This window comes from Epilithonimonas hungarica, from assembly GCF_900102265.1.
Lineage (GTDB): Bacteria > Bacteroidota > Bacteroidia > Flavobacteriales > Weeksellaceae > Epilithonimonas > Epilithonimonas hungarica.
Window position 1 is genome coordinate 650,175 of sequence record NZ_FNBH01000003.1, and the last position, 19,640, is coordinate 669,814.

The following is a 19,640-nucleotide window of genomic DNA, read 5'->3' on the forward strand; positions in this document are numbered from 1 at the left end:
AATAAAGATAGATAGTTTTCCGGATATTGTTAAAGTATATTTTGCATATTTTTTGTACAGCAAAAGCTTTGCGAAAACAAAAATATTTTAAACTATATTTGAAATAAAACTATATGATGAAAAAACACTTTTTATTATTTGCTGTACTATTATGCTTTTTATCTTGTAAAAAGGGAGTGAAGAAAATCGCAACGGTAAATAAACAAGAAATTACTGTTGATACAACTTCTACTGAAAAAAAGAATCTTTCCGATTTTCACATCTTCGATTTATATTCTATTGAAAACGCTGGTAAGTACGACATATTTGTTTCGATGTCTGATATTTACAATGATTCTTTGGCAATTCCCGAAGACATTATTCAAAATCAAAAAACCAAGACATTTGCAGAACTGAAACATTTTGAATTGACTGGAATTTACCGCGAAAAATTACTAAAAGGAACTTCTCTTTCGGAAACGGACACGCTGTTCTTGTACAATTATAAAGAAGCAAAATTGCAGAAATTCCCAATCCGTGATTTGAGATCGGTCGCTAATCTTAATCTTTATACAAGCGAAGGTGAAGACATTTCCAATTACGATTATATGATTGGTTTCGAGCTGAATGAACCTGAAACTTCTGACCGATCTGTAATGGATAAAACAAATAACAGTTTGGTCTATTTTGGACAGGAAAGTCCGTTTTCTGGTGAGAAAGTAGTTCCGGTCCATTGGAAAAAAACAAGTATTGACCAATTTCCCTTATCACTAAAAAATCAACGAAATTTAGGCGATACTTATTCAGCAAAATTTGAAAATCTGACTTATTATCTTCAGGATTACAAAGGCGAATATGGAATTTCCAAAAGGCAATTAGCCGTTGTGAAAGACAATAAAGTTATTTTTGAAAAGACCTACACGACAGGTGAAGGCGCAGAATTAAGTCCTTTGAATTTCATTAATAATAACGAATACAACGATTGGCAATGGACAGGAAGATTATTCAAAAATAAACCGCCTGTTGTTTTTGGTTTTGTTTCGGAATCATTTGGCTGTCCTTCTATTACATTTTTAGACTCTTCTTATCCGGATATTTATACTGATTGTGATAACAGACATTAGAATGTATTTTGAATCAAACAATTATGAATTAAAATATATTTACAACTACTCTATTAAAAATTTTACAAAATGATATTTTATGTGGCCCAAAATTATTATATCCTTTTTATTAATATTTCTTCTGAATACGACTCTACATTCTCAAGTAAAAACCGATTACTACAACACGGTTGTATATAAAATCTATGGTGATCTGAACAAAGATAATCTTGATGACATGGTGGTTGTCAAAGAAAATAATACCGATAAGCACAATCCTTACTTACTGGAAATATTTTTTCAAAATAAAAGCGGAAGTTTTCAAAATGTATTTTCTTCAACCAAAGCCGTGATGAAGAAATTCCCTTATGGAGACGAAAGAACGGAAGTCATATTGGAAGGTCTGCAAATCAAAAATGGTGTTCTGATATTCAGAAATCAATTACTGAGAGGGAATTTTACGCACAAATTCAGATATCAAAATGGAGAATTTGAACTGATTGGTTACACTTTTAATAATGCAAGTGCAGGCTATATGGAACACATGGATTATAATCTATCAACTGGTGATAAAACCGAAAAACACACGGCTTACGAGACGGATAAGATTTTAAAACTGACTAAGACAAAAAACAAGTTGTCTGTACTTCCTAACCTGAAAGATTTTTCACCCTTCGAATTCACTTATTAATATAAATCAGCAATGAACAATCGATCAAATCGTTATCATTTGTGATGGCCATTGTCAGCTGCCACAAATCAGTCACTTGACTATGAATGTAATGAAAGGCGAACTGATTTAGGAAAACAATGGAAGATGAAATGCCTTCTACAGAGAAGGCCTTTCATCTCAAAACAGAAAATCAATTTTGAGCATGCTTCTTCTGACGCTTTGATTAAAGATACTTATGAGGCCATTGATACAGAAAGCTAGCGCAATCTTTATTATCTTTGATTAAAATATTAAAGTAACTATGATAAAGAAATTATTTTTAGCATTAAGTTTTTTCACTGTTTCAATGCTATTTGCCCAAAAAAACAATGACCAGCAATCCGTTGCCGAAGCTTCAGAAAAACTAAGATTAGCAATGATTAGCGGTGACAAAGCTATTTTAGAATCCTTGATTCTTCCGGAATTGACTTACGGGCATTCGGGCGGTCATATTGATGATGCTAAGGAATTTGTAGAAAAATTGGTCAGCAAAAAATCCAATTTCTTATCCATTGAAAACACCAATCAATCTATTCAAATTGTAGATAAAACAGCAATTGTTCGCAATCATTTGTATGCACAAACTCACGATTTAGGAAAAGAACAAGGAGAAGTGAGCTTGGATATCTTGTACGTTTGGCAGAAAACTAAAAGTGGCTGGAAGTTGTTGGCTAGACAGGCTGTGAAGGCGGAGAAGAAAAAGTAAAAATTATTTTCTAGGTATAAATTATGAAAAAAATAAATCAATATAAATTTTCATTTAAACTTGAGGAACAATCCCAATTTGAACCTGAAGTTGTTCATAATAAAAACTCAAGAAAAAACAGAATTCAACTAACAAAAACAGAATATGAAGAAATTATTATAGAATGGCGTTTATCTAAATATGTTAAACAAGTAGAATATGACATTAATAGTTGTGAATTTTTTCCAATATCTCCATCTGAAGAATTGAATAATGGAATATCTGCAGAATCGATTTTAGAATTCATTAATTCTAATTTAATCTTCGATTATTTACCTCAAAATAATGATATGTTAAAAATATCTATGAAGTATGTCCATCCAACAATTCACCGTAAAAGAAGACCTTATATTGGTAACTACATTTCTTTTATTTACAAAAATAAATGGTCAATAAATGAAGGTTTCGAACATATTGATAATATATATGAAACTGTTCAAGAAGGTTATCTTTAGCTAGATTAATTATCAAATCTAAGTCTAAAATAAAAAATCCGACTCACAGCGGATTTTCTAATTTCTATTTTCTTCTTTTCAATTCTTTATCAATCAGTCCCAATTCTCGTCCGGTTTGTCCGGCAACAGAAGTGTTTTCTTGCGCTCGCCTTGTAAGATACGGAACCACGTCTTTCACAGGCCCGTACGGAAGGTATTTTGCAACATTATAATGTTTGTCAGCCAAATAGTAAGTAATGTTATCACTCATCCCATAAAGCTGTCCAAAATAAATATGCGGATTGTTGTGTTCCAAACCTTTCGCTTTCATTTTGTCCATCACCAATTCGGAAGATTTCTCGTTATGTGTACCGAAAAATGCTGAAACTTTGTCCAGATTTGCCATCACAAAATCAATTCCTGAATTATAATTATCGTCGGTTGCTTGTTTCGTTGGTTGGATTGGGTCTGGATAATTTTGCTCTTCGGCTCTCTTTCTTTCCTTTTCCATATAAGCGCCACGAACAATTTTATAACCAATGAAATAACCTTTTTCTATGGCTCTTTCCAGATGCGCATTCATATATTCCAAACGGCCTGTTCTGTACATTTGGATGGTATTCCAAACGATTGCTTTTTCCTTGTTGTACTTCTCCATCATTTCTTCGCAAAGTTGGTCAGCCGCATCCTGCATCCAGGTTTCTTCAGCATCTACCATTACTTTTTTATCGCTTTCGAAACAAAGTTTACATACTTCGTCAAAACGCTGGACTACTCTATTCCACTCTTCTTTTTGGCTGGTTGTGAGTTCTTTTCCTTTACCAACTTCTTCATAAATATCAATTCTCCCAAAAGCCGTTGGTTTGAAAACAATAAACGGAATTGCTGGATTACCAACAGAAAATCTTACAATATCCTTGATTTCCTTGCAAACTGCATCAAAAACCTCTTCTTCTTCTTTCCCTTCAATCGAGTAATCAAAGATACTTCCAACACCACGCTTGAACATCTGTTTTACCACATTCATACTTTCTTCCCGAGTCTCACCGCCGCAAAACTGTTCAAACAAAGTCTGCTTCACGATCCCGTCCACAAACGGAAAATTGTTCCTAATTGTAAAATTGAGAAGAGAAACGCCAATATTGGTCAATGCAGGCTGTTCAATCGCTTTGAACATCCAATAGGCTTTTTTGAGCTGAGCATCCGTTTTATCGGCAAATGCGAGCTTTGTATCATTGAAAATACTCATATCCGGAATTTGTCCCAAAAGTAAATATTATTTCTATTTTTGAATGAATTTTAAAGCTAAATTTTATCATCTTCTCATTTTAAAAATCTATAGTTACTGCACAAAATATTTTTCAAAATTAAGGTCTGAATTTAAAAATTTACACAAAATCAGTATTAGAAGTCATAATTTATAAGAATTAACAAAAATATTATACGAATACTTCATGGAATTAGTATTTCTGACCTTATATTTGCAAATTATATCTTTGCAGCAATGAGATTGAGGAATGCGTTTTTGAAAAAAAAGATTCTACACGCCAATAAGTTTATTGTTCTGCTTATGCTGACTTGTGGCATTTGTATGTTTCCTCAAAAAAAGTCAGAAAAAGAAGATATTTACAAAAATGCACTGGGAGACCTGTACACTCACCCTGAAAAGACCATTACAATTTCCGAATATCTTTCTATCAATGCGGATGCCGACGAAGAACGGTCCAAGGCTTTGAATCTAAAAGCCGAAGCTCAAATCCTGCAGGGAAATTACATTGTTGCATTAAACGCTCTTCTAGAATCCCTCCATTCAAATTCATTTAATGATGATTCTACGGAGCTGCTACGCACAAATCTTATCTTGGGTGACCTTTACAGAAAATTGGGTGTAATTCCAAAAGCAGAGGAAAGACTCGATCTGGTTGAAAAAAAATTCGATGGTAATTTTACTGATGTTCCTGAAAAAATAAGCTTGTATATTGATTTTCTAACTGCAAGATCTATATTGCTCTGTGAACAAAAAAAGTACCTTAAGGCTACAGAAGTCATTGATGATGCTCTTCTAAAAAAATTTTCAAGCCGGTTTCCCTATCAAGTCTCCAGATCATATAGCCAATTGGCAAAAGCTTATGGGATGGATCAGAAATGGGACAGATCCTTGCAATATGCTGAAAAAGCCTTGCAGCTCTCCATAAAATCAGGCTTGGAAGAAAATTTTATGGCTTATGCTGAATTAGATGTTGCAAAAGCGAATTTTATTCAAAAAAACAAACAGCAATATCTCAGTGAGATCCCAAAACTTATAATTTTAGCAGAAAAGGTCAATGATATAGTCTTAAAGAAGAACATCCATCAATTTTTAGCAGATTTCTACTTATCAGAAGGCAACAATGCCAAATATCAATTTCATAACCTGAAATATCTTGAACTGAATGAATCCATCAATTCGGCACAGCAAAAAGCCAGTGACCTGATACTTGCACTCAGTGAAAGTGATTTCAAAGCAAAAGACCATCGGCGGTACAAAACCAATCATATTTTGATCTGGGTGATCGGATTTGCTTTTCTTGTACTGGGTTTTGTATTTTGGTTTAGATTTAGAACCAGACAAAATTATAATTATTATAAAGAGTACATCAGCAAGCTGAAAAAAACGCAGAAAGAAGAGGAGATCATGATTTCAGGCAAAGAAGATGTTGAAGAGATGTCCAAAACGCCACAGCTTATTCCTGAAAAAACCGAGCAGATCCTATTGGAAAAGCTTCTTGCCTTCGAAAAAGGAAAAGATTTTACAAAAAAAAGCCTTACCCTCCATTCTCTTGCAAAAGAGCTTGACACCAATACAAGATATCTTTCGGAAATTGTCAATAAGCACAAACAAAAAAATTTCAACTCCTATATCAACGAACTAAGAATCAATTATATCATAAACAAACTCCGTAACGAACCATCTTTTCTGAATTACAAGATCAGCTATCTTGCCGAAGAAAGCGGATTTTCTTCCCATACTTCTTTTTCAACCGTGTTTAAAACTGTAACAGGGATCTCTCCTAAAGAATTCATCAGTTTTATTAAAAAAGAATTTTCTATAGCCAATTGATCATGAAATTACTTATTCAAAAAATAAAAAATGTATTAATAGTCCTGTGTGTTCTTTTTATAATCAATTCACAGACTTTCTCAGCACAAAACAAAAATGAGCCTCATCTGGATTCTTTGTTCCTGATGATGAACTCAAATCCGGAAAAGGTTATCCAGCTGGGCAAAGAGCTTTACAAAAAATACAAGGGAAATCCAAAAATGGAAATCTCTATCCTTACGATCATTGGCAGCAGCTATTCCGTAAAAAAGGATTATGAAAAAGCCATAGAATATGCTTTTAAAACAAGAGATATTTCGCAGAAAATAAATGATTATCCGACCCAGATCCAGGTTGCTGGATTCATCGGTGAAAAATACCATAATCTCAATATCTACAGCAAAGCAAAATATTATGCTGACGAAGCCTATGATCTGATCGAAAAGCATCCTCTACCCGACTCGTTGAAGTTTTATAAGGGCAACATTCTTTTCTTAAAGGCTTTGGTCTACCGTGACGAATTAGGCTGTGATTTTGCCAAAACCTATTATGAAAAAGCGTTGGAAGTCTATATACCAGCACTTAAAAATCGCGATATGCTCCGGTTTTCCATAGCAGATATTTATAATGAAATTGGAGGATGTTTTCTGGAGCAGGATCAACTCGAAGCTGCAAGAGGATCATTTGAAAAATCACTGCAATATGCCATCAAAGGAAACTATGCTCTTCTGAATGCAGAAAGTCTGGCAGGGCTGGGTAGAATTAACTTCTTGCAAAAAGACTATTTGAAAGCCAAAAAAGAATTTGACAAGGCAATCCTGATTTTAAAATCCAACAAAGTAGAAAATGCCAACCCAGAAGTTTATAAATATATTTCCGAAAATTATTATGCTTTGAACGATATTGAAAATCACACCTTATATCTAAACCTTTATAAGCAGAAAACCAATACCGATATTAGTGCAAAAAAGAAATCCGTAAATGAAATCATTGTAAAACAAACAGCCAAGGGAGATTCTGAAAACAACAATACGGCTAAATATTGGATCATCATCGTTCTTTGTATCTTGATAGTTTTAGTGATCTATCAAATAGTGCAGACCAAAGCAAAGATCAGAAAACTGAAAAAACAGATTCCCGAAGATAACATGCACTCTTCCTGATCATATATTCTCAAAGTTCTTTCAAAAACAATGAATATTTCTTCATTTTTAAAGTATAAAAATAGGAATTACAAAGCTCCCGTTCTATGTTTGTTGCAAAATGAATTATATGAACAAAGCATTAACTATTTTTTCTTTGTTGAGTTTCCTCTTCGCTTTCGGACAGACGGATCCGGTATCGCTTCCGTATTCCAATAGCTTCGAAACAGAAACTGAACAAAATTACTGGTACAACATCAACACAGGAGCAGGCAATCCCTGGGTTATAACGGACGAAACCAGCACCGTTTACGAGCCTTCACAAGGCCAATACTATGCACGTGCCCAGAGTGATTACGAAAATGGAGGATCGGCCTGGCTCATCACAAAAGGCATTAAAATTGAAGCAGGGCACAAAATTGCATTGGATTTTGATTACCGATCCAGTCTGAATACCCTTTTTCCAGTTAAATTAAAAGTGGTTCTGAAGCAGCAGCCTATTCCAGTTCTGGAAAATTCTACAGAATTATGGGTGAACGAAGAGATCCAGATCAATACGTACCAAAATGCACACACAACTTTTGAAGTTCCTCAAAACGGTACATATTATGTGGGTTTCTATTTTTATCCGGACCCGAATCTAGGATATCTAAGTCTGGACAATATCAATCTGTATGAAGAATTGTGCCCAAAACCGACCAATGTAAAAGCAGTTCCGGGACAGACGACGGCAGATATATCTTGGCAAAGTGCTTCAACTCCGGATGCAGGATTTGAGTATGTGATCAAAACGCCGGGAACAGGTATTCCTACCGAGCCAGGAAATCCGGCACAAGGTCTTTCTACAACTGCTCAAGGCTTGCAACCGAACACTCAATATGAGTTGTATGTAAGATCTGTGTGCACCTCAGGTTCACTGTATGGAAACTGGTCTAGCCCTGTTGTTTTCAAAACCTATCCAGCTACAACGGCAGTTCCTGTAAATCTACCTTATAATGAGAGTTTTGAAGGAGATAGCCACTGGACACTTCTTGAACCACCAGTTGGAAAACCTTGGGTAAAAGGTGAGTTTAACTTAGGTCCCGGAGGACTATATGGTCCATCTGACGGAAAAAACTATTTAATGCACGATGACAGCGAAAATGTTTCCGACGCTTGGGTGATCTCCAGAGGAATTAATCTTCCGGCAGGTAAGGAAATTACTTTGCAGTTCGACTACAGATCCAGTCAGGATGAATATTATCCGCAAAAGATGAAAGTAGTCGTGAGCAAAGACCCTTTCCCTTCTGCAAACGCCATGCAGATCTGGAATAATGATTTTATCCAAAGCACTACTTACAACACTGCTAATGTAACATTCACTGTTCCGGATAACGGAGTTTATTATTTAGGATATCAAGCCTATTCTGACGCAAATTATGGCTATGTTATGTTTGACAATGTAAAAGTTTCTGACAAAGATTCTTCTCCTTGCGAATATATCCTTCGTCTCAAAGATTCAGAGGGAGATGGCTGGAACTACAATACGATGAGTTTGTTTGTCAATGGCGACCCTGTATTTCCGGACATAACATTACCAATTGGTGATGTATTGGATTTCCCTTTCAAGATAAATTCCGGTGATGCCATTACTACTGTTTGGAACGGAGGAAGCCATAGCGGATGGCAAACCAGTTATGAGATCCTGGATTCTAATGGTAATGTTGTAGGAAGCGCAAGCGAGCAAAACATCAGTACACCAATAATTGCTTCCTGCCCGAACTGTGCAAAACCATCCAATTTAAAAGCCAATTATGGACAAACAACTGTAGATCTGACGTGGGATTTCCTTACACAACCCGCAAATGGATACCAATATGTAGTACAACCTGCCGGCACTGGCACGCCATCTTCCGGAACACCTGTTGACAACACAGAGATTCATGTAGAAGGTTTGTCTACGGAAACATTTTACGAAGCTTACGTAAGAGCTAATTGTGGAGAAGACACCTACAGTTCATGGGCAGGACCTGTTTATTTCACAACCTTGCCAAATCCTGGATCTGCGGTTAACCTGCCTTATAATTACGGATTTGAAACCGAAGATGAGTGGATCACACAATCTATATCAAGAAACAACCAGTGGATGATCGATTCGTCATATCCTGCTGAGGGAGAATCTCATGCAGTTCAAAATTTCAATTATTATTTTGATGCCAATTCCTGGTATTTCTCAAGAGGTCTGAATCTACAGGGCGGAAAGGAAATTCTGATCAAATTCAAGTATAGGTCTATAGGAGACAACGTTCCAATGAGTTTGAGCATTGCTAATAAAGCTTATGCATACGTACAAAAAGAGAATGTGATATGGAGCAAAAATGTAAGCGGTTCTAAGTACGAAGAAGCAATTATATCTTTCACGCCCAATTCTTCCGGGGTTTATTATTTAGGATTTAACTCATTGGCTGCAAAAGGAACAGGAGCATTGATAGATGATGTTCAGGTTTACATGGTTGGTCTGCCAGATCCACCGGAATGTGATTATACTTGTCCTGGAAACATGACAGTTTATACAAATCCAGGTAATATCGGTGCCGTGGTCAACTACAATTTGACTTTTGCTTGTGAGGGTGCTTCCACGGGAGTCTTTTCAGTATTGACAGAAGGATTGCCTTCAGGCGCAATTTTTCCTGTAGGGGAAACAACGGTCAAGCACAACCTGATTTTCAACGGACAGATAATTGATACTTGCAGTTTTGTTGTAACCGTCGAAGAGAAGCTTGGAACTGCAGATAATACGAAAGATAAAGGGCTTCAATATTATCCAAATCCTGTTGTCGATAACCTGACGGTAAAAATGAATGGCGATGTGATCGAGAATATTGCAGTATATAATTTTGCAGGAAGCATAGTGAAATCTGAAAAGCCCAATGCAAAAACAGCCAATATTGACATGAGAAATCTACCTTCCGGTGTCTATATTGTGAATATAAGGACATCATCTAATGTAAAATCATTCAAGGTGATCAAAAAATAAGAACTAATAACCATAATAAACAACTCCCAACTGAATTCAGTTGGGAGTGTTTTTTTAAATGAATTGAAAATTCAATAATATATCAATGCAGAAAATGTCTCATTCCTGTAAATAACATTGGAATTTTATGTTCGTTTGCCGCTTCAATAGAGTCATTATCTTTCATACTTCCGCCGGGTTGAATAATCGCTTTAATACCTTCCTGCGCACAGAAATCTACCACATCTCTAAAAGGGAAAAAGGCATCCGAAGCTAAAACCAACTCACCATCGAATTTTTCTTTAGCTCTTTCAATCGCCTGCTGCGTTGCCCAGATTCTGTTCACTTGTCCACCACCGATCCCAATCGCCTGAACACCGTTTGAAACCACAATTGCGTTGGATTTCACATATTTAACAACTCTTTGAGAGAACAGCAAAGCTTTTCTTTGTTCTTCTGTCGGAGCCGTCTCTGTCATCAATTTGATATCTTCTGAGAATTGGTCGTCTGCATTCTGAACCAACATTCCACCATCGATTTTTACCCAAACTTGTTTATCGGTAACTACATTTTTGATTTTGATGATTCTAAGGTTCTTCTTTTTTCTAAGAATTTCCAGAGCATCTTCATCAAAATCCGTTGCCATTACAATCTCTAGGAACGTTTTGTTCAATTCCTCCGCTGTTGCTGCATCCACTTTATAATTCATCCCGATGATTCCTCCAAAGATGGAAATCGGGTCACATTCGAAGGTTTTTGTGTAAGTTTCCAAAGCTGTTGTTCCAACTGCCACACCACAAGGCGTGGAATGTTTCACTGCACAACAAGCTAATTCTTCTTTGAACTCATTGACAACTTTCCAGCACAAATCCATATCACGAAGATTATTGAAAGATAATTCTTTACCTCCCAAAATCTCAAAATCTTTCATTGCGCCATTTTCGAAAGTCGAAGTATAATAAGCTGCAGACTGATGGGGATTTTCACCATATCTTAAATCAGAAACTTTTTTATAAGAAGCATTTAAGTAAGTTGGATATTCTTCATCCAAAAGCATTCTGGAAATCGCTGCGTCATAAGCAGAAGTTAAATTGAATACTTTTCCGGCCAATCTCTTTCTGGTTTCAAGATAAGTATCACCGTTTTGTTCCATTTCTATTTTAACGATTTGATAATCATCAACATCCGTCAAAACTGTAACCGAATTGAAATTCTTGGCCGCAGAACGCAACATAGAAGGTCCGCCAATATCGATGAATTCTACTTTTTCGTCAAGAGAAATAGCCTTGTTCACGTTCTCGAAAAACGGATAAAGATTCACGATCACCATATCAATCAGTCCGATTTCGTAATCCTGAACTGTTTTCATATGTTCCTTGTTGGAACGAACCGCCAGCAATCCACCATGGACTTTCGGGTGAAGCGTTTTCACTCTTCCGTCCAGCATTTCCGGAAAATCGGTTACTTCATCAATTTGGATTGGATTAAGTCCAGCTTCTTTCAAATGTTTGAAAGTACCGCCTGTGGAAATCAATTCGTAGTTGTTAGCTTCCAAAAATTTGGCAAAATCTACCAAACCGCTTTTATCAGATACGCTGATAAGTGCTCTCTTTTTACTCATTTTTTCTTTCAAATTTTACTTTTTACAGTTTTATTCAAACTGTGATTTACCGGTTCTTTCACCTCCGGATTTACTTTTTATTTACTATAGATTTTATCTTTTATTAATTAAAGTTAATTTGAATTAAAATTCATAAATCATTATATTAAAATAACTTACGAATTAAAATATCGTTTTCACTTTAACTTGATATTTTCATTTATTAAGAACCAAATCAATGGCTTTCGGGAAAATATCATATTCAATCTGATGAACTTTTTGAGCTAATGTTTCTGCTGTATCATTTTTATTCACCTCAAATTTTCCCTGTAGAATAATCTCACCTTCATCGATTCCCGAAGTCACAAAATGGACGGTTGCTCCACTTTCTGTTTCGCCAGCTTCAATCACGGCATTGTGAACGTGATGTCCCCACATTCCTTTTCCTCCAAATTTTGGCAACAATGCCGGATGAATATTGATAATCTTACCTTCCCATTTTTGGCAGAACTCAGGTTTCAAGATGGATAGAAAGCCTGCCAGCACAATCAGATCTGTATTTTCCGGAATTGCTTTTTCTAAGTTCTCAGAAAAGTCCTTTCCACGTTTGATCAATTGAGTAGGAATGTTATGTTTTTCTGCTCTTTCCAATCCGAAACATTCTCTGTCTGCAATCACTAGATTCACTTTTGCATTTCGGATTTCTCCGTTGTCGATACAGTCAATGATTCTCTGCAGATTGGTTCCTGAACCTGAAATTAAAATGGTGATATTGTTCATCGTCAGATGTCAGATGTCAGATGTCAGATGTCAGATGTCAGAAAAAATCTGAAGTCCGAAATCTATCATCTTGTGTCTTATATTAATTTAATTTTCTCAGAATCTTCTGTAATTTCGCCCACCACGTAAGCATCTTCCAAAAGATCTAGGATTTTATCAACGTGATTCTCATCGGTTACCAAGACCATTCCTGCACCCATATTGAAAGTTCCGAACATCTCTTCTCTTGCGATATTCCCACGTTTTTCCAATTCCAGCATTACGTTTGGAATTTTGATCTTAGAAGCATCGATAGTAGCACAAAGTCCTTCCGGAATAATTCTCGGTACATTCTCGTACAATCCGCCGCCTGTGATGTGCGCAATACCGTAAAGTGGCGCTTCTTCCAAAACTTTGTGAATGTCTTTGTAATATAATCTTGTCGGCACAAGCAAAGTCTCATACAAAGGTTTTCCTTCGAATTCTTCTTCGAAATTCGGGAAAATCTTTCTTACCAACGAAAAACCGTTGGAATGAAATCCAGAACTTGGAATTGCAATGATTTTATTTCCTTTTCTGATTTTGGAACCGTCGATAATCTGGTCTTTCTCTACAATTCCTACGCAGAATCCGGCCACATCGTAATCGCCAGGCTGATACATCCCCGGCATCTCGGCAGTTTCACCTCCAATCAAAGCGCAGTTGTTATCCTTGCAGGCATTCACCATTCCAAGAACTATTTCCGCTGCAATGTCTGAATCCAGCTTTCCGCAAGCCAGATAATCTAAGAAAAACAATGGTTTGGCGCCGTGACAAAGGATATCGTTGGCGCACATTGCGAAACAGTCTATACCGATAGAATCGTATTTTTTGGAATCCAAAGCTACTTTCAGTTTGGTCCCAACGCCGTCTGTCCCGGAAACTAAAACAGGGTTCTTATATCCTGCAATCTCATAGAAAGCACCGAAGCTTCCCAGATTGTTCAGAACATTTTTGTTATGGGTCTCTGCAACGGCAGATTTGATCTTATCAACGGTCTTGTAACCTTCTTCTTTGTCAACGCCGGCTGATTTATAGGTATTGCTCATTTTTACTTTCAGAATTGCGATTCTTTCGATTCTTTCAGACTTTGACACCTGAAAGAATCTTGGAATTCATTAGATTTATTTCAAACTTACTTTATTCAATTTTATCAAATAAAAAAGCCGACAATCTTAGAGATATGTCGGCCGTTATTTTAGTTCACAAGTTCGGAGGTGTTTGTGTAATTCTTTTTGCAAGAATTAAAATACTGTTGGAAATGAACTTGCGGGATTTTCATCTGATTAATTTCATTTTTCTTTGGTACAAAGTTAAGCATTCTTAATATTAATATCCAAGATCTTATCCAAAAAAGTTTTTAACAGCAGATAATTTCTCCTGAAACTCAGCATTCTTTTCTTCATCCACAATACCTTTTTCGATATCAAAGGTCTCTTTGAACTTAGGAAGATAGAAGCTTTGCAGTACATTTGCACCACTGGACTTGGCTCTCGCTTCAAAAGCAGCAACCACGTGTCTTCCACCGCCAGGACCAGTTGCCGTTGCTAAAACAAATACCGGTTTTTCACCGAAATGTTTTCTGTCCTTGACCCTTGAAACCCAGTCAAATACATTTTTAAAAGCTACTGTGTAAGAACTATTATGCTCCGCCAGAGAAATGATCAACAGATCTGCCGCATCTATTTTCTCAGCAAATCTCAAAGCCAAAGTTGGGATTCCGTCGTGCTTTTCTCTGTCCACGCTGAAGATCGGCATCTCGTAATCGTTCAGATCAAGAAGTTCTACTTCTGCCCCGATAAATTGTTTCGCCGTATATTCTACTAATACTTTATTGATGGACTCTCTGGAATTACTTCCTGCAAATGCTACTATTTTCATTTTAGTTTAAATTTTAAAGTTCCAAATGTATTGACTTTAAAAATGGATATCATTGATATAAGTTAGTTTTTCTTAATATTTGATTATTTATCAAATTATCACAAAAAACAATACTAATTAACAATACTTAGTACCCAAATCGTTTTATGGTCTTAAAATTGATATTAGAAATCAAATATAATTTACTATTTGATTTAACTCTAATACCTTCGGCGATATGATATTTGATAAAAACTACCTTAAACCCAACAATGACATTCGCTATCTTGTTTATCACGAAGACAATGCAGATGCCGGCTTTAGCAATCCCTACAATGATAATCCTTACATGCTAAGTTCTTTGCAAAACCTGAAGGACAACATAACCTGCAAAAAGAAAAAGCGTGTGATCAAAGAATGCTTAGGAAATTACAAAGACGATATCGTAGAGAATCCACAGATCAACAATGCTTTTGAAACCGAAGACAGACAACCATCTTCTAAAGCCAATTTTGCAGATTATGCTAAAGCATCCTACAAAAAGGTACTGAAAGACATTGAGAATCTTCAAACATTAATGGACCAACTTAGCATCAACGAAGTACGTTTGTAAAAACTTATTGAACCATATTTTGTAAGTTTGTTACTAAAAACAAGACATGACAATACAGTACCTGGTGGGCAATTATGCAGTGGAAGGCAGTAATCAGGATGAGAATGGAATCAGTTATCATGGTGTATTAACTCTAAGCTTGGATGAAAACAACCGAATACTCGCACGATGGACAATCGGTGACCATATCCAGAAAGGGACAGGCTTTTTCAGAGATGATATCTTGGTCATCAATTTCAATTATGAAGGTGATGATGGCAAAATCTATAAAGGTGTAGCGGTCTATCGTTTTATCAACCAGGATATCTTGGATGGTTTCTGGTCAGAGAAGCATGGTGACCCATTATACCTTGGCAGCGAATATTGTACCCGGATTCCTGATACACACTTTTTGAATTGATTCTTTATTTATATTGTAAAATCAATCTGTAAAATTCCAACTTTTAATTAAGTTAACGACTTTGCAAGTTTACATTAATCAAATATAATGAGGATATTTAAGAGAAAGATCATGCCCCTGATGTCGCGGATTTGTAATCCGTGACCAATACTATCACTTTTTTAATATTAATAGTAAAAAGCACGGATTACAAATCCGCGTTATCGGAATTCAGCCTCGTGTTTCTTAGGTAGTCCCTGTAATGGTAAGATCGTCTTCTCTATTTCAATTTAAAATATAAGTTTATAAACCTCCTGATTTGAAATCCTAAAATAAAAATTATTATTGAAAAATCAAAAATAACATTTATAAATTTCACTCCATCACTAACTTTGGAACACCTGTTATGATCCCTAATCATTTAGGATATGTTTTTTCTTCAAAAATAAATGAGAACAGGTCATACCTATCCTCATTTTATTAATTGCTAATTATTATTTCAATTGATTTTCAGCAGTTTAATATTTATAAACATATCCATCACTAACTTTGATACATTACCAAACGCAGTTGCTGTACCCTCTTGTGCAAAAGGTGAAAAAGTAGAACTACCCCAATTACCATTAGAGTCAAAATTGGTATAAGTGGTCGTTCCATTATTTCCTGCACTGCTCCAGACATTGTCCCACCAGTTGCCCGACCTCCCATCCGGGTTTGTTATTTTATTAATTTTGGATTGTAAATCCAAGTCATCAAGATTATATTTGTCATTATTTTTCACCTAGTAACTTCCTTATTCTTTCAGGATAATCTGTAAAAGGAAAAAACATTCTAGCGCTTGGTTGGAATATCAGGGATTTTTTTGAATCACCATTACTATAAGTTATTTTACAAAGTATTATAGACTTTCTTTCAATATTAATAACATCACTACTTGGAATACTAAATTTGCTTTTTAAAGTTTTGGCATTCAAAATTTTATTTTTCTTATCATAACTAACGCTTGCAAATTTTAAAGAAAGAATTAAAACAATAAAACAAAATATAATTAAAACTATGTTGAAAGATAAATCATATGTGATAGCTTTTTCTTTTGGTAAAAGAAATTTTATAACCAAAATACCAATAGTATTCAATACAATTACTAAAATTAAAAATGCTCTATAAATATGAACATAAAAGCTTGATAATACTACCATTTTAAACCTGTTTTTATATTAATTGAACCTCCAAACCCTACTCCGACAGAAACACCAGTATCTAATCCTATGAAAGTACTTGCTGGCTTACCGCCTCCCCAAGTTCTGCTTATACCTATCCCTTTATATCCAATAGAAATAGTATTTTCTCCTTTGTCTGTTACATTATAATTAGCACCAAATATAAAGGAACCTCCAATATTAAAGCTTTCTTTTTCGCCTTGGTCATAAGTTCCCGCTCCAAAATCGGCCAAAACTTGTCCTGCATCTTTAATATACCAAAAGTCAGCTATAGTACTCCGTTTACCAAGGTTAAGACCAAGCCCATTTTTTAATTCTATATCTAAAAAACTTCCCATAGATGCATCTCCACTAACTTCTAAATAGAATAAATCTTTAATTAAGTATTCCAGACCCTGATTTACCTTATTTGTCACGTCATTCCAAAAGCCATTGTCTTTAATTTTTATATTATTTCCAACAACACCTTGAATATTCCCACTGTAAGCCCCATTGCTATAACCTACCGAATCAGCTCCCGACCCATTCGTCCAAAAAGTATAATTACCTGTTCCTCCGCCCTGTAAAAAATTAACAAATGAGGTGAAATTTTCAGCTGAGAAAGTGTTTCCAAAACTTATGGAACTTGGACTACCGCTGGAGTCAAAACCACTAAAAGTAGTAACTTGATTATACTTTGTTGCGTCCCATAAATTCTGTAACCATCCCGGCATATCTCTTCCGTCTATATCATAGTACATAATAGGATTATTTGCCGTATACCCATAAGGACTCATCATATGGTACTTCTCAGCCAATTTGTCAACACCAAACCAACGCCCCAAATCAGGCATATACTGTCTCCAATCATAAAAGCCAGTCTCCTGCAGCTCCTTCCGGTTGTACTTGTGGTTCAGGAACGAACCCATCGTATCAAAGGAAGAGTCCACGCCCTGCATGTTCATCCCAAAGGGATAGTAGTCGTTCCGGTCAAGAACATCTATGCTGCCTGTATCGGGGTTTCTGGCGTAACTAAGCCTCACATTCCCCAAGTGGTCTTTGTATTGGTAAGATCGCCTTCTCTATTTTCAATTTATAAATATAAGTTTATAAACCTCCTAATTTGAAGCTCTAAAATAAAAATTATTATTGAAAAATAAAAAATAACATTTATAAATTTCACTCCATCACTAAATTTGATACACGTATTATGATTCCCAATCATTTAGGATATGTTTTTTCTTCAAAAATAAACGAGAGCAGGTTATTCCTACTCTCGCTTTTAAATTTTTTAATTATTATTTATCTGATTTCCAACTGTTTAAAATCTAAAACCATATCCATCACTAACTTTGGAACATGACCGCCTTGTCCAACATATCACTTTGGAACATGACCAATATTTGATAAATAATCCATTAATATAAAACTTAATATCAAAAATAATATAACTCCTATTATAGTAAAAAAACTTATCCATTTCCATTTTATTCTCCATTCTTTTGGCTTCTTATCAAATTCCTTAAAATATATAAGATATTTATCTTTGTAAAATACATAATAATAAGTAAGAGAAACAAATGGAACTATACAAACAATTACAAAAAGCGCTACGTTTATATCTGTACCAATTAAATATTTTATTAATCCCATCAATATAAAAAATATTCCTCCTCCAATAATTACAGCTAAACCAAATATAAAATTTCCTGCCATAATACTACTAAAACCATAACGAGGGTCTTTAACTCCTTTCTCGAAAATTTCTTTTTCTACATCTCTCCATTTTTGTACTTCTAGATTAGATGTAGGCTGACTATAATTTCCATCTCCTCTTAAAAATTTTTGAATTTTTAATTCAAACCTATAATTAAAATAATGAATAGTGTTCCAAAATGTTTCTAATTTTTTCATAATTTAGTTTATTAATGTAAATAATAAGCATCCACACTTCCTTCTCCAACGGCTTGACCCCACATTCCTCCGCCGAAAGCACCAATTATGCCTCCTGCAACTCCGCCGATGACACCTCCAATTACAGTTCCGGCACCAGGAAATAAAGAACCAACTGTTGCTCCAAACTCAGCACCCATAAGTGCTCCTGCTTCTGCGCCACCCCAGCCACCTAATACACCTACTGTTGCTCCAACGGCGGCTCGTTGTGCATTATATCCAAATTTTCCACCATCTGCTTGATATCCCTGTCCTGTTTTAATTAAACCTATTGTTGCGTTAACTCCTAAAGCTCCTTTTGAAGCTATACCTCCCCATTTAGCTAAAGAAAATGTTCTTGCATATTGGTTACCATAAAACACACGCCCATTTGCAGTAGGAAAGTACAACCTACCGTTTGTACCAAATCTTGTTAAACCAGCATTATCTGCAAGCGCACCTCCAATATTATCTCTATAATCATTGACTGTTCCTGCCACATCAAGCCAGTTTCCAGATTCATTTTGAGAATTATCCTTAATTGTTATATTATGTCCAATCCCCAAATCCATAGTTGCATTATAAGCACCTTGCGAACTATTATAAGTACTTGACGTAGAAGCTGGTCCTGTAAAATATGTGTAATTTCCAGTTCCGCCAACAGCAAGAAAGTTATAAAAATTAGTTACTTCTCCGCTTCCCATAGGTGAAAAGGTAGAACTCCCCCAATTACCATCAGAATCAAAATCAGAATAAGTAGTAGACCCTCCAGGTTTCGCATTATTATACAAACCAGCTATCCAGCTATATGATACTCTCCCATCCGGGTCGTACATCATTGCAGGATTGTTCATCACATAAGCATAAGGAGAAAAAGAGTTATACCTTTCCGACAACTGGTCCATCCCGAACCACCTTCCCAGGTCAGGCATGTACTGCCGCCATCCATAATCATAGAATCCTGTCTCCTGCAGCTCCTTCCGGTTGTACTTGTGGTTCAGGAACGATCCCATCGTATCAAAGGAAGAGTCCACGCCCTGCATGTTCATCCCAAAGGGATAGTAATCGTT

Annotated in this window: 19 protein-coding genes; 9 read left to right on the forward strand and 10 right to left on the reverse strand. The window is 35.7% G+C overall.

The annotated features are described in order from the left end of the window. Nucleotides 1–113 precede the first annotated feature (113 nt). The 4 genes from BLT30_RS14715 (at nt 114) to BLT30_RS14735 (ending at nt 2,994) form a co-directional block, all read left to right on the forward strand. Nucleotides 114–1,103 (forward strand): hypothetical protein, encoded by a 990-nt coding sequence (locus BLT30_RS14715; protein ID WP_175487201.1) that lies wholly within the window; start codon nt 114–116, stop codon nt 1,101–1,103. A 79-nt stretch (nt 1,104–1,182) separates the two neighbouring features. Further along, nucleotides 1,183–1,773 carry a hypothetical protein gene (locus BLT30_RS14720; protein ID WP_089874307.1) on the forward strand — a complete coding sequence of 197 codons (591 nt, stop codon included), beginning with the start codon at nt 1,183–1,185 and terminating at the stop codon, nt 1,771–1,773. A 283-nt stretch (nt 1,774–2,056) separates the two neighbouring features. Beyond that, nucleotides 2,057–2,500 carry a nuclear transport factor 2 family protein gene (locus BLT30_RS14730; protein WP_089874309.1) on the forward strand — a complete coding sequence of 148 codons (444 nt, stop codon included), beginning with the start codon at nt 2,057–2,059 and terminating at the stop codon, nt 2,498–2,500. Between the two features lie 23 nt (nt 2,501–2,523). Then, nucleotides 2,524–2,994, forward strand: coding sequence for a hypothetical protein (locus BLT30_RS14735; protein WP_089874310.1), 471 nt, complete (start codon nt 2,524–2,526; stop codon nt 2,992–2,994). A gap of 64 nt (nt 2,995–3,058) precedes the next feature. Here BLT30_RS14735 and BLT30_RS14740 read toward each other — a convergent pair whose 3' ends face one another. Further along, nucleotides 3,059–4,222 carry a proline dehydrogenase family protein gene (locus BLT30_RS14740; RefSeq protein ID WP_089874311.1) on the reverse strand — a complete coding sequence of 388 codons (1,164 nt, stop codon included), beginning with the start codon at nt 4,220–4,222 and terminating at the stop codon, nt 3,059–3,061. A gap of 276 nt (nt 4,223–4,498) precedes the next feature. Here BLT30_RS14740 and BLT30_RS14745 point away from each other — a divergent pair, with 276 nt between their 5' ends. The 3 genes from BLT30_RS14745 (at nt 4,499) to BLT30_RS14755 (ending at nt 10,210) form a co-directional block, all read left to right on the forward strand. Further along, a complete protein-coding gene (locus tag BLT30_RS14745; RefSeq protein WP_175487202.1) occupies nt 4,499–6,073 on the forward strand; it encodes a helix-turn-helix domain-containing protein in 1,575 nt (524 codons plus the stop codon). A 2-nt stretch (nt 6,074–6,075) separates the two neighbouring features. Further along, a complete protein-coding gene (locus tag BLT30_RS14750) occupies nt 6,076–7,215 on the forward strand; it encodes a tetratricopeptide repeat protein (protein WP_089874313.1) in 1,140 nt (379 codons plus the stop codon). A gap of 109 nt (nt 7,216–7,324) precedes the next feature. Then, on the forward strand, nt 7,325–10,210 hold the full coding sequence (locus BLT30_RS14755) for a T9SS-dependent choice-of-anchor J family protein (RefSeq protein WP_175487203.1): 2,886 nt from the start codon (nt 7,325–7,327) through the stop codon (nt 10,208–10,210). An 82-nt stretch (nt 10,211–10,292) separates the two neighbouring features. Here the strand turns inward: BLT30_RS14755 and purH are convergent, their stop codons facing one another. The 4 genes from purH to BLT30_RS14775 form a co-directional block, all read right to left on the reverse strand. Further along, nucleotides 10,293–11,810, reverse strand: a complete 1,518-nt coding sequence (gene purH, locus BLT30_RS14760; protein WP_089874315.1) for a bifunctional phosphoribosylaminoimidazolecarboxamide formyltransferase/IMP cyclohydrolase — start codon at nt 11,808–11,810, stop codon at nt 10,293–10,295. Between the two features lie 195 nt (nt 11,811–12,005). Beyond that, nucleotides 12,006–12,569, reverse strand: coding sequence for a phosphoribosylglycinamide formyltransferase (gene purN, locus BLT30_RS14765; protein ID WP_089874316.1), 564 nt, complete (start codon nt 12,567–12,569; stop codon nt 12,006–12,008). A 77-nt stretch (nt 12,570–12,646) separates the two neighbouring features. Continuing rightward, entirely contained in the window at nt 12,647–13,636 is a 990-nt protein-coding gene (gene purM / locus BLT30_RS14770) for a phosphoribosylformylglycinamidine cyclo-ligase (protein ID WP_089874361.1), read from the reverse strand. A 295-nt stretch (nt 13,637–13,931) separates the two neighbouring features. After that, nucleotides 13,932–14,468 (reverse strand): NADPH-dependent FMN reductase, encoded by a 537-nt coding sequence (locus BLT30_RS14775; RefSeq protein WP_089874317.1) that lies wholly within the window; start codon nt 14,466–14,468, stop codon nt 13,932–13,934. Nucleotides 14,469–14,685: 217 nt separating this feature from the next. On the opposite strand from BLT30_RS14775, the gene BLT30_RS14780 reads away from it, so the two are divergent. Together BLT30_RS14780 and BLT30_RS14785 are read left to right on the forward strand one after the other, a co-directional pair. Next, nucleotides 14,686–15,060, forward strand: coding sequence for a hypothetical protein (locus tag BLT30_RS14780; RefSeq protein WP_089874318.1), 375 nt, complete (start codon nt 14,686–14,688; stop codon nt 15,058–15,060). 46 nt (nt 15,061–15,106) lie between these two features. After that, on the forward strand, nt 15,107–15,460 hold the full coding sequence (locus tag BLT30_RS14785) for a hypothetical protein (protein ID WP_089874319.1): 354 nt from the start codon (nt 15,107–15,109) through the stop codon (nt 15,458–15,460). A gap of 478 nt (nt 15,461–15,938) precedes the next feature. Here BLT30_RS14785 and BLT30_RS14790 read toward each other — a convergent pair whose 3' ends face one another. The 5 genes from BLT30_RS14790 to BLT30_RS14810 all read right to left on the reverse strand — a co-directional run. Further along, a complete protein-coding gene (locus BLT30_RS14790) occupies nt 15,939–16,220 on the reverse strand; it encodes a hypothetical protein (RefSeq protein ID WP_089874320.1) in 282 nt (93 codons plus the stop codon). Further along, nucleotides 16,210–16,638: a hypothetical protein gene (locus BLT30_RS14795; RefSeq protein ID WP_089874321.1), complete on the reverse strand. Its 429-nt coding sequence runs from the start codon at nt 16,636–16,638 to the stop codon at nt 16,210–16,212. The genes BLT30_RS14790 and BLT30_RS14795 overlap by 11 nt, the downstream gene beginning before the upstream one ends. Next, entirely contained in the window at nt 16,632–17,681 is a 1,050-nt protein-coding gene (locus tag BLT30_RS14800; protein WP_139166670.1) for an RHS repeat-associated core domain-containing protein, read from the reverse strand. Before BLT30_RS14800 ends, BLT30_RS14795 begins: the two co-directional genes overlap by 7 nt. A gap of 337 nt (nt 17,682–18,018) precedes the next feature. Next, nucleotides 18,019–18,552: a hypothetical protein gene (locus BLT30_RS14805; RefSeq protein WP_089874323.1), complete on the reverse strand. Its 534-nt coding sequence runs from the start codon at nt 18,550–18,552 to the stop codon at nt 18,019–18,021. An 11-nt stretch (nt 18,553–18,563) separates the two neighbouring features. Next, the coding region (locus BLT30_RS14810) for an RHS repeat-associated core domain-containing protein (protein WP_139166672.1) at nt 18,564–19,640 on the reverse strand (1,077 nt) is incomplete at its 5' end.

Coding starts and splice junctions, on each gene's coding strand:
- BLT30_RS14715 (WP_175487201.1), top strand. CDS start 114: ATGATGAAAAAACACTTTTTATTATTTGCTGTACTATTATGCTTTTTA.
- BLT30_RS14720 (WP_089874307.1), top strand. CDS start 1,183: ATGTGGCCCAAAATTATTATATCCTTTTTATTAATATTTCTTCTGAAT.
- BLT30_RS14730 (WP_089874309.1), top strand. CDS start 2,057: ATGATAAAGAAATTATTTTTAGCATTAAGTTTTTTCACTGTTTCAATG.
- BLT30_RS14735 (WP_089874310.1), top strand. CDS start 2,524: ATGAAAAAAATAAATCAATATAAATTTTCATTTAAACTTGAGGAACAA.
- BLT30_RS14740 (WP_089874311.1), bottom strand. CDS start 4,222: ATGAGTATTTTCAATGATACAAAGCTCGCATTTGCCGATAAAACGGAT.
- BLT30_RS14750 (WP_089874313.1), top strand. CDS start 6,076: ATGAAATTACTTATTCAAAAAATAAAAAATGTATTAATAGTCCTGTGT.
- BLT30_RS14755 (WP_175487203.1), top strand. CDS start 7,325: ATGAACAAAGCATTAACTATTTTTTCTTTGTTGAGTTTCCTCTTCGCT.
- purH (WP_089874315.1), bottom strand. CDS start 11,810: ATGAGTAAAAAGAGAGCACTTATCAGCGTATCTGATAAAAGCGGTTTG.
- purN (WP_089874316.1), bottom strand. CDS start 12,569: ATGAACAATATCACCATTTTAATTTCAGGTTCAGGAACCAATCTGCAG.
- purM (WP_089874361.1), bottom strand. CDS start 13,636: ATGAGCAATACCTATAAATCAGCCGGCGTTGACAAAGAAGAAGGTTAC.
- BLT30_RS14775 (WP_089874317.1), bottom strand. CDS start 14,468: ATGAAAATAGTAGCATTTGCAGGAAGTAATTCCAGAGAGTCCATCAAT.
- BLT30_RS14780 (WP_089874318.1), top strand. CDS start 14,686: ATGATATTTGATAAAAACTACCTTAAACCCAACAATGACATTCGCTAT.
- BLT30_RS14785 (WP_089874319.1), top strand. CDS start 15,107: ATGACAATACAGTACCTGGTGGGCAATTATGCAGTGGAAGGCAGTAAT.
- BLT30_RS14795 (WP_089874321.1), bottom strand. CDS start 16,638: ATGGTAGTATTATCAAGCTTTTATGTTCATATTTATAGAGCATTTTTA.
- BLT30_RS14805 (WP_089874323.1), bottom strand. CDS start 18,552: ATGAAAAAATTAGAAACATTTTGGAACACTATTCATTATTTTAATTAT.